Raw genomic sequence first — 16,183 nt, forward strand, 5'->3', positions numbered from 1 at the left:
TCCTTGGACAACTTACGCACCTTCGCAAGCCTGCGCGGCCGTCTCACATTCATCCTGATCATGCTGGTCCTCTCGGCCTGTGCGCTGGTGGCCGGTATCGCCTTGTCCGTGGTGGAGCAGGAAGGACGCGACAGCATCGGCTCCCAGCAGTTTTCCCTCCTGTCGGCCGCCGCGGAGCACTTGGCGGCGGACATCGACAACAAGCGAATGCTGCTGCGTACCCTCGCCGAGGGCGTTGTTGGCGGCGGCGTGCCCGCCAGGGAAGAGGTGCAGGGCTTGCTCGAAAGGCATGCCGCCTTGCGCTCGCAGTTCGACAGCGTCGTCGTACTCGATCATGGCGGGCGCATCGTGGCGGGCGTCCTGCGCAAGGGCAGACCGGCGCTGGGGGAGCAGCGCTACGACGACCGCCGCTACTTCAGGGCGACGCTGGCGCAGCGCAGAGGCGTCATTTCGGAGCCGGTCATCAGCAAGGTGACGGGCAAGCCGCTCGTAGTGATCACCGAGCCGGTTCTCGACGCGCAAGGCCGGGTCGTCTACATCCTCGGCGGCAGCATCCGTCTCGATCACTCCAGTTTCTTCGCCAAGATCCGGAACCTGAATCCCGGAGAGCGCGGCTACCTGTTCGCGCTGACGGCGGACGGCATGATCCTGCACCACCCGAACACGGCGCGCCTGCTGCGCAACGTGCGGACCGAAGCCGGCACGCCGGTTCCCGCGACGCTCAAGGCGCTGGGCGGCTGGGAAGGCTGGGCCCAGGCCACGGCGAAGAACGGGACTCCCGCCATCCTGACCTACAAGCGCATGCGGGGGACCGGCTGGATCATCGGCTCGGTCTACCCGACGGAAGAAGCCTTCCACGGTATCCACATCGCCCGCGAAACGGCCTGGGTCGACACCGCCGTGGTGGCGCTGCTGGCCGGCCTGGCGGGCTGGTATCTGCTGCGCATGGTGCTCAGTCCGTTGCACCAGCTGCGCCAGGCGGTGGCCGAGGTGGAACTGGGCCAGCGGGGCATCGATGCCTTCGATTTCAAGCGCGACGACGAGATCGGCGCCCTGGCGCGCGCTTTCCACTCGCTCTCGCTCAAGCGCCGCGCGGCGGAGGTCGAACTGGCGCGGATGGCCATGACCGACGCGCTCACCGGCTTGCGCAACCGGCGCAGCCTGGACGAGGCGCTGGGCGCAGCCTACGAGCGGGTCAAGCGTACGCGCAGCACCTTGGCCGTGGCCTTCCTCGACATCGACCATTTCAAGCGCATCAACGACACCTGGGGCCATGAAACCGGGGACCTGGTGCTGCAGGAGTTCGCCCGCCGCCTGACCAGGGCGGTGCGCGTGACCGACGCCGTGTTCCGCCTGGCGGGGGACGAGTTCGTCATCATCTTCGAGTTCGCGGACCCGGCGCAGGGCCTGGACGTGGCGGCGGCCAAGGTGGTGCAGGCGATGCACGCGCCCTTCGTCATCGGCGGGCGCGAACTGTCGGTGACGACCTCGATGGGCGTGGCCGCCGCTCACTGGAACGAGACCGACCCGAAGCGCATCATGGCCGCCGCCGACGAGGCCTTGTACGAGGCCAAGGGCGCGGGACGCGACCGCTATCAGTTGCGCTACCCGCCGGCGAGATCGCTGGCGCCGGGGATCGAGGCCGGCTAGCGCTCCTGGTTGCCGGCGCCGTCGTTCTCGTCCACCTCCGGGGTGCGCGCGGTCGGCAGGTGCCAGCCGTAGCGGATGGCGGCCAGGCGCAGCCCGAAGCACAGCGCGGCGCCTGCAAGCGCGGTGGGAGTGGTGGGCAGCTGCAGCGCGTCGCCGATGACCACCACCGAGGCGCCGGCCAGGGCGGCGACCGCGTAGATGTCGGAGCGGAACACCGCCGGCACGTTCGACAGCAGCACATCGCGGGCGACGCCGCCGCCGATGCCGGTCAACATCCCGAGCAGCGCGGCCATGATGGGCTCGAGGCCGAACACCAGCGCCTTCTGGGCGCCGGCCACGCAGAACAGGGCCAGCCCGGCGGCGTCGAACCACAGGACCGCATTGTGCATGCGCTGGATGACCGGGTACCAGAAGAAGATCGCCACCCCGGCCAGCATCGACACCGCGAGGTAGCGCCAGTCGCTGATCGCGGCGGGCGGCGTGGCGCCGATCAGGACGTCGCGAACGATGCCGCCCGAGTTGGCGGCGACGAAGGACAGCACCAGCACGCCGAAGATGTCGAGCCGGCGGCGCGCGCCGGCGGTGGCGCCGCTGAGGGCGAACACGAAGGTGCCAATGAGGTCGAGGGTGAGCACGAGGGTCTTCATTGCCGCCCCCATGTCGAGAGAAAGTACTGCGAACACGTCTGCCTGCCTTTGGATGTGAAGGGAAGACCGGCGGCAAGCGCGCGCCGCCGCCAGGTCAATCCGACATGGTAACGCGGCGGCCGGGGAAACGTGCAAGTCGAAGCGTGCAGGGAGGATCAGGCGGCCACTTCGCGCTTGTTGGCCTCGCGGATCGTCCAGTAGAAGATCTTGCGTCCTTCCACCTCGGCCGTCCTTTCGGGCGGCCATTCCGGCCCCATGTCGAAGGCGTGCGACACCACGCGGGTGCCGACCTTGAGCTGCTTCCAAAGTTGCGGACGCAGCTTGGCGTTCACCGTCGGCAGCAGGTAGAGGGTGACCACGGTCGCTTCCGAGAAATCGGTCTCGAACAGGTCGCCGACCCGGAAATTCGCCCTGTCCGCGACACCGGCCCGTTTCGCGTTCTCCTTCGCCTCGGCGATCCGGGCCGGGTCCAGGTCGATGCCGGTCCCGCGCGCCCCGCGTTCCTTGGCCGCGGTGACCACGATGCGGCCGTCGCCGCAGCCGAGGTCGTACAGGACGTCCTTCTTGCCCACCTGGGCCAGGTCCAGCATCTTGTCGACCACGCTTTGCGGCGTGGGGACGTAGGGAACATCGAGATGCCGCGCGGGTGCGGCGGTGGTCTGGGCAAAGGCCCTTCCGGCCGGCAGCAGCAGGCTGGCCGCGTAGAGGAGCAGGGTACGGCGTCGTGCTTGCGGGTTCATGGGAACATCTCCTGGTGACGGTTAGGACAACGGGGGAGTGTGGTTCTCGCTGCGCCGGTGCAGCACCAGCAGCAGGACCAGGCCGAAGGCGAGCACCGCGACGCCGATCCAGGCCGCGTTCAGCCCGCCCAGCGTCTGGCTGCTCACGTACGAGAGGCTGGACCACAGCATGTAGGCGCAGGTGGCGCAGAACAGCAGCGGCACCAAGGGGTAGAGCGGCACCCGGTAAGGCCTGGCGGTGCGCGGCTCGCGCCGGCGCAGTACGAACAGGGACAGGCCGGTCAGCAGGAAGAACAGCCAGAACACCGGGGCCGTGAATTCGACCATCGCCTTGAAGCCGCTGCCCAGGGCCGCGCCGACGCCGACCAGGACCAGCGCCGCCGCGCACTGCAGGGCCATCGCCACGTGCGGGGTGCCGCGGTCGCCGTCCCAGCAACCCAGCCGGCCCAGGGTCCGCCAGTCGCAGCCCATGGCGTAGCCGGTGCGCGCGCCGACGATCATGGTGGCGTTGATCGAGGTGAGGGCGGACACGGCGACCAGCAGCGAGATCAGCTTTTCGCCCGCCGGCCCGAAGGCGCGCAGCATCACGTCCGCGGCCACCGCGTCGGACGCGGCCATGCCTTCCATGCCGAGCACCGCCCAGTAGGCCCAGCTGACCAGGAGGTAGAGGCTGGTGATGACGATGATGGACAGGACCAGCGCCTTGACCATCCGGCCCGGACCGCCGCGGATCTCGGCGCTGATGTAGGCGGCCTCGTTCCAGCCGCCGTAGGTCAGCAGGACGAAAACCATGGCCAGTCCGATGGACGGCGCCTGGGCAGTGGCGGATGCGCTCTGCACGGGCGGCGCGGGATCGGCCAGGAAGGCCGCGGCGGCGGCGATCAGGAGCAGGCCGCCGATCTCGGCCAGGGTCAGCAGGCTCTGGGCGCCCGCCCCGCTGCGGATCCCGCGCAGGTTGAGCGCCGACAGCACGACAATGACCGCGCAGGCGTAGGCGGTGGCGCCCCAGCCTGCCGGGAGGAAGCTCAGCGGCACGGCTTGCTGCATGTAATCGCCGAACACGAAGCCGAGCAGCGCGATCGAGCCGGTCGTGATCACGGCGAAGCGCGCCCAGCCGAACAGGAAGGCCAGGGAGCGGCCGAAAGCCCGCCGCAGGAAGTGGTAGTCGCCGCCGGCGTGCGGATAGGCGGTGGCCAGTTCGGCATAGCAGAGCGCCCCGACCAGGGAGACCAGGCCGCCCAGGACCCAGAGCACGAGCATCGTCCCGGGACTGCCGCTGAGGCTGGCGACGATGGAAGGCGACTTGAAGATGCCGGCGCCGATGACGACCCCGACGATCACGGCCATGGCTTCACGCAGGCCGATCATCGGCCGCGGATGGGCTCCGTGAGGACCGGGCGCAGGGCGTTCCGCTTCCAGGGCATCCATGGTGGGCGCTAGGTGGTTCGCCGGCGCCAGGCACGCGACGCCGCGCAGTTGATCAGTAGGAAGACAGTCTTCGACCCCGCTTCCCGTCTCAGTGCGATTCGGATCTTAGCGGGCGCTGCCCGCGGGTGGCGCGCGGTTGCTGCAATGCAGCGAAACCCGTCGAGCCAGGCCGCAGCGGCCGTCCCACGCCGATCGCATGGCTCGCGGTGATCCCTGCAAAGAATATTTGCATCCAAAGCTCCCTGTGCAAAGATTCTTTGCCGCCGCCGCCGGATCGGTACCGAACGTTCAGGCCTCGCGGATCGTCCCGAGCCACTGGAACAGCGCCGGCCAGATCCGCGCGTGCGCACTGGCGCCCACCAGCACCCCCACATGCTGGAGATTGACCCCCACGTCCCCCTCGTAGCGCAGCAGCAGCTTGCCTTCGCTCGCGGCGGCCTCCATGAAGGGCGCCATGGCCTGCAGGGGAATCAGCTTGCTGCGGGGATCGACCACGCAGGCCAGCGGCGCACGCAGGTCGGCGGGGCCGATGCGCCGCCCGCCGACGTCGAGCTTGCCCTGCATGAAGGCGTCGTGGCGGTAGATGTCCTCGACGATTTCCGTGAACAGCCGCCCCGGCAGGGGAAACTCGTCGTGGGTCCAGCGCTCGACCCGCATATGGTTGGCCAGCGCCGCCGGATTGGCCATCGACAGCCAGCGGTCCATGATGCGCTCGACCTGGAAAGCCTGGGGCTCGGCCATGGCGCTCATCATGTTCAGGAACACACCGGGCACCTGGCGGAAGGTGTCGGCGATCTGGCGCGCGTGCGGGGTGGCCTTGACCAGGGGGGTGAAGCAGCAGGATTTCGCTTCGATATGCAGCGGCGACTCCAGCAGGATGGTCGCGCTCACGTGCTCGGGATGCAGGCAGCTGTACATCGCGGCCAGGATGCCGCCCAGCGAATGGCCGACGACCGCCAGGCGCTGCTCCCCGCTGTCGGCGGCGGCCACCTTGCGGCACACGTCCAGCATGTGGTCGCCATAATCGTCCAGGCCGAAATGATCGTTTTCTTCCGGCACCGGCAGCCACTGGGCCAGGTAGACGCGGTAGCCATGCTCCAGCCAGCGCCGCACCACGCTGACCTGGGGCGCCAGGTCCCAGATGTAGGAGCGCTTGATCGGCGCCGGGACCAGCAGCACCGCCGGGCCTTCGCCGGCGTCGCCGTAGCGCCGCACGTTCAGCCCGGTTTCGGTATGGAGGACAACGGAAGGGGTTTCCACAGGGCCGTAGCCGGCGCGTTCCAGCATCTTGCCGCGCGCCTGGCGGCTGCGGTCCATGTGCTTCAGGGCTTGCGCCCCGAAGGTATTCAGGGTGTTCCAGTTGCCTGCAGTCCACTCGTTCGTCGTCATGAGGAGCCTCGTCTGGTTCTGAGCCATAAGACTCTACGCCAAGTCGCCGCAGCTTCCAACCGTGTTCCAATCGAACGCGGCGGAGGCTTGCGCTGCGCCAAAGCGCCGCAGGCCGCGGCTGATGCGCGTAGCATGAAGGTCCAGACTATCGGAGTCCGGCAGCCATGCTTTACCGCATCCTGGCCGACGCAGTCCTGCTGCTGCACCTCGGCTTCATCCTCTTCGTCGTGTTCGGAGCCTTGCTGGTCGCGCGCCACCGTGGATGGATGCCTGCCCACCTGCTGGCGGCCGTGTGGGGATTCGGCATCGAGGCGAGCGGGGCCATCTGCCCGCTCACCTACGTGGAAAATGCGCTGCGGCATTCCGCCGGCGAATCCGGCTATAGCGGCGGATTCATCGAGCATTACCTCTTGCCGCTGATCTATCCGGTCGGACTGGGCCGCCCTACGCAGGCGGTGCTGGCGGCGGCCGTGCTCCTGATTAATATTGCTCTCTACGCGTGGATCGCCCGGCGCCGCCGGGCGACCTAGCGATTACTCCCGCAGGGCCAGCGCCGGCCGGATGCGCATCGCCGCCAGCGCGTGGCGCGCCGTCGAGCCGAGCGCCACCAGGCAGGCGACCAGCAAGGCCGTGGCAATGGTCCACACCCCGATCGGCGCACGCTCCGTGAACCCGGCGAGGTAGCGCTCGATCGCCAGCCAGGCCGCCGGCAGGCCGATCAGCGCGCCCACCGCCAGCAGGGCGGCGAATTCCTTCCCGACCAGGCGGCCGACGGCCCCGTTGCCTGCGCCGTAGAGCTTGCGCAGCACGATCTCGCGCGCCTTGCGCTGCACGCTGTAGGCGGCCAGCACGTAGATGCCGAACGCGGCGATGGCGGTCGCGATCACGCTCGACGCGCCCAGCAGCTTGGCCAGGCGCAGGTCGTCCGCATAGTTCAGGGCGAACATGCCGGCGGCGCGCTGGATGTCGAGCACGTCGTTGGGGAAGTAGCGCGGCCACAGTTCCTCGATGGCGCGCTTGACTGCTTCCTGGCTGCCGCTGGTGCGCACGGTGAACACCGGCGTGCGGCTCTCCAGGAAGTAGACCGTGGGCTGCATCGCTTCGCGCGCGGAACGGTGCCGGATGTCGGGCGCGACCCCGATCACCTGCATCGCCGTGCCGGAGCCGTCCGGATTGCGCACGTACTTGCCGACCGCATCCTGGGAGCTGGCGAAGCCGAAGCGGCGCGCGCCGGCCTCGTTGACCACGATCTTGTCCTCGTCCTCGACCTTGTCGCGGGTCGGGTCGTACAGCCGCCCGGCGACCTGCTTGAGCCCATAGACGCCGAAGAATTCCGGGCTCACGTACAGGGTGCTGATCTCGACCGCCTCGCCGCCGTCCCGGCGCAGCGCCGTGCTGTTGCGGTTGACCGTGACCGGGGCGTCGCTCTCGGCCACGCCGCTCACGCCCTGCACGCGCAGCAGGGCGTCGCGGAAGGCGCGCACGTTCGCGTTGCGCATGTCGTCCGACGCGGTCAAGACCAGCAGCGGCTCGGGGTCGAAGCCCGGATCGAGGCTGCTGGCATGGCGGGTCTGCCACGCCACCGCGAGCGTCATGCCGGTCAAGCCCATCGCGGTGGCGAACTGCAGCACGGTGAGCACACGGCGCAGGCGCAGGCCGCCGGCGGTCTCGCTGTTGCCGCGCCCCTGCAGGGCGGCGGTCGGCAGCACCTTGAGCGCCGAGAAGGTCGGGTAGGCCCCGGACAGCAGCCCAAGCAGCACGCCCACCAGCAGGCTCAGGCCCACCGACAGCGGGGTGAACACGCGGTCCATCTCGCGCTGCACCAGGCTTGAAAACACCGGCAGCAGCAGCCAGGCCAGCAGCAGCCCGATCAGGGTGGCGATCAGGCAGACCAGCACCGACTCCGCCAGGAACTGGCGGCTCACGGCGCCGGCGCCCGCGCCCAGCACCTTGCGCACCGCGATCTCGCGCTGGCGGCGCAGGGTGCGCACGGTGGCCAGGTTGACGTAGTTGGTGGCCGCCAGCACCAGGATCAGCGCCGCCACCGCGGCCAGGCCGAAGATGGTCTTGCGGTCGCCGTGCAGCTTGCCGCCGCCTTCCACGCTCGGGTCGAGGTAGGCTTCGGGCAGCGGTCCAAGCCGGAAGCTGATCATGTCCTGGCCGTTGAGGGCCGCGATCTGGTCGGGCGCCTGGCGCTGGTAGAAGCTGGACGCCAGCATCGCGCGCCGCACCGCGTCGAGCACCGGCTGGGCGTCGGCGCTCGAGGACAGCTTGACGTAGACGGGGCCATGCGAGGAACCCCAGTTGGTGGTGACCAGGCGGCGGTATTCCTCGTTCCACACCGAGGTGCGGATGCCCGCCAGGATGGCGTAGGGCAGGGTGGTCGCGGCCGGCTGGTTTTCCAGGACGGCGGCGATGCGGTAGGGCTGGCCGGCCACCTGCACCGTCTTGCCCACCGCGTCCGCGCTGCCGAACAGCTTGATGGCGGTCTCGCGGGTGAGGGCGAAGGCGTCGGGGCTGGACAGCGCATCGGCCAGCTTGCCCGCCACCACCGGCGGGCGGAAGATCTGCTCGAAGGCCGGGTCGACCACGGTCAGGCTGACGGTCTGCACCCGGTTCCCGACGCGCACGTCGATCGTGCGGTCGATGAAGGTGCTGGCAAGGAGCGGCACGCCGCTCTGCGTTACCGCGTCGCGCGCCGGCAGGCTGCTCTGCGGGCTCCAGTGGCCGCTGGAGGCGGTCGGGTGGTTCCAGTGCTGCATCAGCCGGTAGATCTTCTGGCGCTCGGGGACATGGCGGTCGTAGGACAGCGAATGGCCCACGTAGCCGAGCAGCAGGAAGCATGCGGCGAAGCCCACGGCCAGGCCGAGGATCACCACGCTGGAATAGGCCGGCTCCTTGACCAGGAGGCGCCAGCCGATGCGGAAGTCGCGCAGGTTCATGCGGTGCTCCTCACGCGGCCTGCAGCGCGTCGACCACCACGCGGCCGTCGAGCAGGTGCAGGGTGCGCGAGGCCTGGGCCGCGTGCGCCGGGGAGTGGGTGACCATGACGACGGTCGTGCCCTCGGCGTTGATGGCGCGCAGCAGGCGCATCACTTCGTCGCCGTGGGCGGTGTCCAGGTTGCCGGTCGGTTCGTCGGCCAGCAGCATGGCCGGCCGCGCCACCAGCGCACGCGCGATCGCCACGCGCTGCTGCTGGCCGCCCGACAGCTGGGAAGGACGGTGTTTGGCGCGGTGGGCCACGCCCAGGCGCTCCAGGATCTCGGTCACGCGGCGGCGGCGCTCGGCGGCCGGCGTCCCCGTGTACTCGAGGGCCAGTTCGACGTTCTCGTGGACGCTGAGTTCCTCGATCAGGTTGAAGCTCTGGAAGATGAAGCCCACGCGCCCGCGGCGAAGTTCGTTCAATCTGGTCTCGCTCCAGCCGGCGACGTTCTGGCCCTCGAACCAGTATTCGCCCTCGGTCGGCACGTCGAGCAGCCCGAGCACGCTCAGGAGAGTGGACTTGCCGCAGCCCGAAGGGCCGGTGATGGCGACGTATTCGCCGGCGGCGATGTCGAGGTCGATGCGGTCCAGGGCGGTGGTCTGGACCTCGCCCGCGACGTGGACTTTGCTGACGCCTGTCAGTTTGAGCATGGTGGCTTCCTTGTGATGGAGGGTGTTCATGGATTCAGTTGCAGCAGTTCGGCCTTGCCGAAAGGCGCGTAGCCGGAGGTGACGACCTGGTCGCCGGCCTTCAGGCCGGACAGCACCTCGACCTGGCTGTTGTTGCGGCGGCCCAGCTGCAGCGGCTGGCGGCGCGCCTCGCCGCCGCCGGGCGACAGGACGAAGGCCCAGGCGCCGCCGCTGTCGCCCAGCCAGGGGCCGGTCGGCAGCATCAGGGCCTGCGCCGGCCGGCCCAGGGTCAGGCGCGCGTCCAGGCTCTGGCCGGGGCTGATGACTTCCGGCTGGCGGTCCGCGAACACCAGCTCCGCGGTGAAGCGGCCCTCGCGGATCTGCGGGAAGACGGTGCGCACCTTGACCGGATAGTGCTGCTCGCCCTGGGCCACGCTGCCGGTGACCCCGGCCGCCACGCGGCTCAGGTAGAACTCGTCGATCAGCACGGTCAGCTTGAAGCGCTTCGGATCGTCGATGCGGCCGATGTGCTGGTCGGGACGCACGGTCTCGCCCACTTGCAGGCGGAAGTCGGTCAGCACGCCGTCGGCGGGCGCGCGCACCGCCAGCGCATCCACGGTCGCATCCACCAGCTGCAGGCCGGACTGCAGGCCGCGGATCGCGGTTTCCATCTGCTGCAAGCCTTGCCGGCGCACACGCTCTTCGGTGGCGATGCTGTCGCGCTCGACCTGCAACGCACGCTTTTGCTGGGCCAGTTTGTCGCTGGATTCTTCTAGCGCGACCGAGGAGATAAAACCCTGGGCGGCCAGGCGGCTGTTGCGGGCGTACTGTTTTTGCGCCTGCTCGAGCGCGAATTCGAGGTCGGCGATGCGGCGCTGGTGATCGGTGCGGCCGGCTTCGTGGGCGACGCGCAGGGTCGCCAGGTTGGAGATCTGCTGCGCGTGCTCGGCCTGGCGCTCCAGCAGCTCCAGGTTGCGCTGTGGATTGGACAGGCGGAACAGCAGCTGGCCCTTCCGGACCGCGTAGCCGTCCTGGACGAAGACTTCCTCGACACGGCCGGATTCGACCGAATCGAGGATGATGGAATTGAGCGGCTCGGCGGTGGCGCGCACGACGATATCGTCGCGGTAGACGCCGGAGACGGCGCGCGCGATGCGCAGGTCTTGCCGGTCCACCTGCAGGCCGTGCGGCATCAGCTGCCAGGCGCCCCAGGCCAGGACGAGCAGGACGGCCGCCGCCGCGACGATGCGCAGGGCCAGCTTGCCGCGCCGCTTGGGCAGCACCGTGTCCATGGCGGCGCCGGTGACGGCATGGGGAGGAAGTCGGTCCATGATCGGTCTCGAAACAAAATGCCTTCCTCTCTGCAAGCTCCGTGCCAGTGCCTTTTTGGCCATGTTTCGGGCGGTTTGGACAGCCAACTGTCCGTATCCGGACACTTCCGGGTGTGCGCTTCCGGACAGGCGGCCTCTGCCTGTCCCCACGGGCATGGCGCGCTGCTAGAATGGCAATCCCACTTCCCCGACCCAGCCAATGGCCGACTCCACCGCACACATCCTGATCCTCGACGACGACCTCGATGTCGCCTGCGCGGCGCAGATGCTGCTGCGCCGCCGCCACGGCATGGTCGAGACATTGGACGACCCAGGCCGGCTGGCCGCGCTGCTGGCGGCGCGCACCCCGGACGTGGTGCTGCTCGACCTGAACTTCACGCCGGGCCGCATCGACGGTTCCGAAGGCCTGGGCGTGCTGGACCGCCTGCGCGCCTTGCCGCGTCCGCCCGCCGTGATCGCCCTGACCGCGTATGCGGACGTTCCGCTGGCGGTGGAAGCGCTCAAGCGCGGCGCCAGCGACTTCATTACCAAGCCCTGGGACAATGCGCGCCTGATCGCCGCCGTGGAAGGTGCGCTGGCGCGCCGCGCGGCCAGCGGCGCGGCCGGCGCGTCAAACCTGATGGGCGAATCCGCCGGCATGCGCGAGGTGAAGGCGATGATCGCCAGCGTCGCGCCGACCGAGGCGAACGTGATGGTGCTGGGCGAGAACGGCGTCGGCAAGGAGCTGGTCGCGCGCGCCATCCACCAGGCCTCGCGCCGCGCCGGCGCCACCTTCCTGGCGGTGGACATGGGCGCGCTGCCGGAATCGACCTTCGAGAGCGAATTGTTCGGCCACCGGCGCGGCTCCTTCACCGACGCCAAGGCCGACCGCGCGGGCCGCTTCCAGGCCGCACGCTGCGGCACCCTGTTCCTCGACGAGATCGGCAATATGCCGCTCCCGGCCCAAACCAAGCTCCTGACCGCGCTGGAACGGCGCGAGGTGACCCCGATCGGCGCCGACCGCCCCGAAGCGATCGACGTGCGCATCGTCAGCGCGACCAACCTGGACGAGGCGCGCCTGTTCGACCCCGCGGTCTTCCGGCCCGACCTGCTGTTCCGGCTGAACACCATCGTGATCCGGGTGCCACCGCTGCGCGAACGGCGCGACGATATTCCGGGCCTGCTGCACCATTACCTGTCGCTGTACGAAGCCCAGTACCAGCGGCCGGTGCGCGAGCTCGCTCCCAGCGCCATGGAGCGCCTGTGCGCCTGGTCCTGGCCGGGCAACGTGCGCGCCCTGCGCCACGCCTGCGAGCGCGCCGTGATTTTGGCCAGCCAGCCGGAGTACCGCTTCGAGGACTTCGGCCTGGCCGCGCCCGCGATCCAGACTGCGCCCGCGGCGCCGCCAGAGGACAGCGCCTTCAAATTGGGCGACCTGGAGCGCGAGACCATCGCGGCGGCCCTCGACAAGGCCAACGGCAACATCAGCATGGCGGCGCGCCTGCTGGGCCTGAGCCGCGCGGCGCTGTACCGCAAGCTGGGCAAGCATGGCATCTAGGCGGGTCCAGGCGGCCGGCGTCGTGCTTGCCGTCGCCGGCGTGGGCGCGCTGTCCTGGGGCGCAGGCGCCTTGCACGCGTCCCCGCGCCTGGCCGTCCTTTGCCTGCTGGGTATCCTGCCTTGCCTGTTCGTGCTGTGGCGCTGCGTGCGGGGCCTGGCTTCCTGGCGGCCCGATCCCGCCGCCGCGACGGCAGTCCTCAACATCGAGCAGCAAAGCCTGGTCGACAACGCGTTGGCCCTGGAAGCGCGCCTGGAGTTCGCACCGATCGCGCTGTTCCGCATCGACGGCGCTTCCGGCCCGGGAACGGTGGCGCCGCTGAATGCCAACGCGCGCAAGCTGACCGCGCCCGGACGCGCGACCGATCCCGCCGAGCTCTATGCCCAGCTGGCGGCCCAGCCGGCCGAGCGTCGTGCAACGATGCAGTTCGAGACCGAACGCGGCGCCGAGCGCGCGCTGGTGGCGGTGGCCTCGATCAGCCTGCATGGCAAGCCCCAGCGCCTCGCGGCCCTGATGCCGGTCGAAACCGAGCTGGAAGCCGAGGCCCTGAACGCCTGGCGCCAGCTGGTGCACGTGCTGACCCACGAGATCATGAATTCGCTGACGCCCGTGGCCTCGCTCTCGCATACCGCCTACGACCTGGTGCGCGAAGCCGAGGGCCTGGACCCCGACCTGGGCGCCGACCTGGGCACCGCGCTGGACGCGATCCGCCGCCGCGCCGACAGCCTGGTCGCCTTCGTGGCGAGCTACCGCAGCCTGTCGAACGTGCCGGAAGCCCATCCGGAACGCATCCGCCTGGCCGAGATGTTCGAGCGCATCGGCGCCCTGGTGAACCCGCTGTGGCGGGCGCGCGGCGGCATGGTGGAGTTTTCGGTGGAGCCGGGATCGCTTGAGCTGGTGGCCGACCCGGGCCAGCTGGAACAGGCCCTGATCAACCTGCTGAAGAACGCCTTCGAGGCCACGGCGGGCGTCGAGAAGGCGCAGGCGAAGGTGAGCGCACGCCTGGTGCGCGGCGCGCGCCTGCGCATCGAGGTGGCCGACGACGGCCCGGGCGTGCCCGAGGACGTCGCCGCCCATATCTTCACGCCCTTCTTCACTACCAAGAAGCAGGGCGGCGGCATCGGCCTGGCGATGGTCCGCCACCTGGTGCACGCCAACGGCGGCACCGTGCGCTACGCCCGGCCGGTCGGGAAGGGCGCGCGCTTCATTATCAGCTTCTGATGCGAGCTTTTAAATCACTCGACCCAGGCGAAGCCGTCGCGCGCCAGCAGCGCGAAGGATTCCGCCGGGCCCCAGGAGCCGGCCGCGTAGGCGTGCGGCTTCTCTCCCAGCGTGCCCCAGCCCTCGATGATCGGATCGGCCCAGGCCCAGGCGGCTTCCAGTTCGTCGCGGCGCATGAAGTGGGTCAGGCGCCCGCGCACCACGTCGATCAGGAGGCGCTCGTAGGCTTCGGCGCGGCGCTGCTGGAAGGCCGATTGCAGGTCGAGGTTGAGCGTGACCTGCTGCATCTGCATCCCGGTGCCCGGCTGCTTGGCCATGATCTGCAGCTTGATCGCTTCTTCCGGCTGCAACTCGATGACCAGGCGGTTGGCCACGCCGCCCGGCGCGTCCGGGAACAGCGGGAAAGGCGGATTGGCGAATTCGACCACGATCTTGGACGAGCGGCGCTGCATGCGCTTGCCGGTGCGCAGGTAGAACGGCACCTTGGACCAGCGCCAGGTGTCGACATGGGCGCGCAGGGCGACGAAGGTCTCGGTCTTGCTGTCCGCCGGGACGTTCTTTTCCTCGAGGTAGCCCGGCACTTCCTGGTTGCCGCTCACGCCGTGGGTGTATTGCCCGCGAATGGTGTCGCGCGCGATGTCGGCCAGGGTGAAGCGGCGCAGCGAGCGCAGGACCTTGAGCTTTTCGTCGCGGACGGCGTCGGCGTTGAGCGAGGTGGGCGGCTCCATGGCCACGATGCATAGCAGCTGCAGCAGGTGGTTCTGCAGCATGTCGCGCATGGCGCCGGTGCTGTCGTAGAAGCCGGCGCGGCTGCCCACGCCGATTTCTTCCGCCACCGTGATCTGCACGCTCGAGATGTTCGGCGCGCGCCACAGCGGTTCCAGGATGGAATTACCGAAGCGCAGCACCATCAGGTTCTGCACGGTCTCCTTGCCCAGGTAATGGTCGATGCGGTAGATCTGCGATTCGGCGAAGTGCTTGCCGACCGCTTCGTTGATCTCGATGGCCGAGGGCAGGTCGTGGCCGAGCGGCTTTTCCAGCACCACGCGCGAATGCGCATCGACCAGGCCGGCGGCGGCCAGCTTGTCGCAGATGGTGGTGAACAGCGTGGGCGCGGTCGACAGGTAGAACACGCGCTGGGCGCCGGCGCGCGAGGCCTGGGCCAGGGCGCCGAAGCTAGGTGCGGCCTGCACGTCCAGGCGCACGTACTCGAGCAGCTTGAGGAACCCGTCCCAGGTCTTCTCGTTGAAGTTGGCGGCGCTGATGAAGGAACGCGAATGCTCCCCGACGTGGGCGAGATAGGCGTCGCGGTCGAAGTCCTGGCGGCCGGTGGACAGGATGCGGGTCGTGGCGGGCAGGTTGCCGTGCAGGTAGGCCATGTAGAGCGCAGGCATCAGCTTGCGCATCGCCAGGTCGCCCATGCCGCCGAAGATCACCATGTCGAGGGGAAGGCCGTTGTCAATCTCAGTCGAGGGAATCATGTCGCTCTATGCAGTAAAAGTTAATTGGTCGCTCCGGCGCGCGCGCCGCCAAAAGCGGGCTGCCGGGCCGGCTGGGCCGGATCAAGGCCGCCGCGCCGCCCTGCATAGGGCGCTGTCGGCGGCGGCGTATGCACGCGGCCGGGATGCGGCTTGTGGCCGGCCCGGGGTGCGAAGAGGGTAGCAGGTCGGTATGCTTGAATGTCGTCATGTCAGCCAGTCGGCTTACCACCCGGTCAATCATTAATGAATGATAACCGCTGTTGTCCTTCCATGTGCGGAGAGGCGGCGTTTTGCTTCCTCAGCGGCATGATTCTTGTCGAAAATCTTTACATCGGGAAGAGTCTCTTTTCCTAAGTTATTGATATCGCGCGATATTGCATGCATGGCACGTTAATTGCTAAACATGCCACAGTATTTCCAACCTGAATGAGACAATAATGAAAACCACGCTTCTCTCCCTGATCCTCGCTACCGCTTTCACCAGCGCCGCCGTCGCTGCTCCGGTCACCGGCAAGGGCGATCCGGTCCTGACCGGTACCGTCACGGTCGTCAATTTCGACGCAATGGGCAACAGCTGGGTCCCGAGCCTCACTGCCGGCAACCTCAGCATCAGCGGCATCGACGGGTCGATCAGCACCTCGACCACTTATGCCGGCTCGTATAACACCCGCGGCGCGGCCTACGTCGACAATGCACAGGGCAACACGAACGGCTTACGCTTCGACTTCGCCAACTCGGTCAGCGCCTTCGCCTTCAACTGGGGCGCTTCGGACGTCAACTGGACTCTGACCGCCTACGACAGCACCGGCGTCGCGCTCGAATCGACCAGCGTGAACGCAGTGTGGGGTTCGAATGACGGCGACTACTTCGGCCTGGCGCACGCGGGCATCGCCTATGCAGAACTGATCAGCGGCGGCTGGGGCGACTACGTGATGGTCGACAATTTCAGCTTCGTCGAAGAAGCGGTCGCCGCAGTGCCGGAACCCGGCACGCTGGCGCTGTTCGGCGTTGCCCTGGCCGGCCTGGCGCTGGGCCGCAAGCGCAAGCAGGCGCACTGATCGCTCGATAGGCGCCATTCGGCGCCCGCGGCCCTTGATGGCCGGCGAGTGCCGGCCATTCGCATTCAAGCAGGCGTATACCGGGATGCGC

13 protein-coding genes are annotated in these 16,183 nt (G+C 68.8%); 5 read left to right on the forward strand and 8 right to left on the reverse strand.

All coding sequences use genetic code 11. The features are described 5' to 3' along the window. Positions 1-3: 3 nt before the first annotated feature. A complete protein-coding gene (locus J8847_RS18000; RefSeq protein ID WP_211526086.1) occupies positions 4-1,650 on the forward strand; it encodes a sensor domain-containing diguanylate cyclase in 1,647 nt (548 codons plus the stop codon). On the opposite strand, the gene J8847_RS18005 is transcribed toward J8847_RS18000, so the two are convergent. The 4 genes from J8847_RS18005 to J8847_RS18020 all read right to left on the reverse strand — a co-directional run bounded on the left by J8847_RS18005 (position 1,647) and on the right by J8847_RS18020 (position 5,854). Beyond that, positions 1,647-2,297, reverse strand: a complete 651-nt coding sequence (locus J8847_RS18005) for a trimeric intracellular cation channel family protein (RefSeq protein WP_229429878.1) — start codon at positions 2,295-2,297, stop codon at positions 1,647-1,649. The two genes, J8847_RS18000 and J8847_RS18005, sit on opposite strands and share 4 nt — an antisense overlap. Positions 2,298-2,452: 155 nt before the next feature. Beyond that, positions 2,453-3,037, reverse strand: coding sequence for a cyclopropane-fatty-acyl-phospholipid synthase family protein (locus J8847_RS18010; RefSeq protein ID WP_211526087.1), 585 nt, complete (start codon positions 3,035-3,037; stop codon positions 2,453-2,455). 21 nt (positions 3,038-3,058) lie between these two features. Continuing rightward, positions 3,059-4,405 carry an APC family permease gene (locus J8847_RS18015; RefSeq protein WP_229512987.1) on the reverse strand — a complete coding sequence of 449 codons (1,347 nt, stop codon included), beginning with the start codon at positions 4,403-4,405 and terminating at the stop codon, positions 3,059-3,061. Between the two features lie 348 nt (positions 4,406-4,753). Further along, positions 4,754-5,854, reverse strand: coding sequence for an alpha/beta fold hydrolase (locus J8847_RS18020; protein ID WP_229512989.1), 1,101 nt, complete (start codon positions 5,852-5,854; stop codon positions 4,754-4,756). Between the two features lie 164 nt (positions 5,855-6,018). Between J8847_RS18020 and J8847_RS18025 the strand changes: the two genes are divergently transcribed. After that, a complete protein-coding gene (locus J8847_RS18025) occupies positions 6,019-6,384 on the forward strand; it encodes a DUF2784 domain-containing protein (RefSeq protein WP_211526089.1) in 366 nt (121 codons plus the stop codon). A 3-nt stretch (positions 6,385-6,387) separates the two neighbouring features. Here the strand turns inward: J8847_RS18025 and J8847_RS18030 are convergent, their stop codons facing one another. From J8847_RS18030 to J8847_RS18040, 3 genes are read right to left on the reverse strand one after another with little or no spacing between them, the layout of a single operon-like run. After that, positions 6,388-8,796: an ABC transporter permease gene (locus tag J8847_RS18030; RefSeq protein ID WP_211526090.1), complete on the reverse strand. Its 2,409-nt coding sequence runs from the start codon at positions 8,794-8,796 to the stop codon at positions 6,388-6,390. Positions 8,797-8,806: 10 nt separating this feature from the next. Continuing rightward, positions 8,807-9,487 carry an ABC transporter ATP-binding protein gene (locus J8847_RS18035; protein WP_211526091.1) on the reverse strand — a complete coding sequence of 227 codons (681 nt, stop codon included), beginning with the start codon at positions 9,485-9,487 and terminating at the stop codon, positions 8,807-8,809. A gap of 26 nt (positions 9,488-9,513) precedes the next feature. Further along, a complete protein-coding gene (locus J8847_RS18040) occupies positions 9,514-10,797 on the reverse strand; it encodes an efflux RND transporter periplasmic adaptor subunit (protein WP_229512991.1) in 1,284 nt (427 codons plus the stop codon). 199 nt (positions 10,798-10,996) lie between these two features. On the opposite strand from J8847_RS18040, the gene J8847_RS18045 reads away from it, so the two are divergent. After that, the gene (locus J8847_RS18045) at positions 10,997-12,334 is read left to right on the forward strand and encodes a sigma-54 dependent transcriptional regulator (RefSeq protein ID WP_211526092.1); all 1,338 of its coding nucleotides are present in this window, start codon (positions 10,997-10,999) and stop codon (positions 12,332-12,334) included. Beyond that, the gene (locus J8847_RS18050) at positions 12,324-13,553 is read left to right on the forward strand and encodes a PAS domain-containing sensor histidine kinase (RefSeq protein WP_211526093.1); all 1,230 of its coding nucleotides are present in this window, start codon (positions 12,324-12,326) and stop codon (positions 13,551-13,553) included. The genes J8847_RS18045 and J8847_RS18050 overlap by 11 nt, the downstream gene beginning before the upstream one ends. A 14-nt stretch (positions 13,554-13,567) precedes the next feature. Here the strand turns inward: J8847_RS18050 and zwf are convergent, their stop codons facing one another. Beyond that, a complete protein-coding gene (gene zwf, locus J8847_RS18055) occupies positions 13,568-15,034 on the reverse strand; it encodes a glucose-6-phosphate dehydrogenase (protein WP_211526094.1) in 1,467 nt (488 codons plus the stop codon). Between the two features lie 437 nt (positions 15,035-15,471). Here zwf and J8847_RS18060 point away from each other — a divergent pair, with 437 nt between their 5' ends. Then, positions 15,472-16,092, forward strand: a complete 621-nt coding sequence (locus J8847_RS18060; RefSeq protein ID WP_211526095.1) for a PEP-CTERM sorting domain-containing protein — start codon at positions 15,472-15,474, stop codon at positions 16,090-16,092. Positions 16,093-16,183 lie beyond the last annotated feature (91 nt).

The organism is Massilia sp. AB1, assembly GCF_018119385.1.
Lineage (GTDB): Bacteria > Pseudomonadota > Gammaproteobacteria > Burkholderiales > Burkholderiaceae_D > Telluria.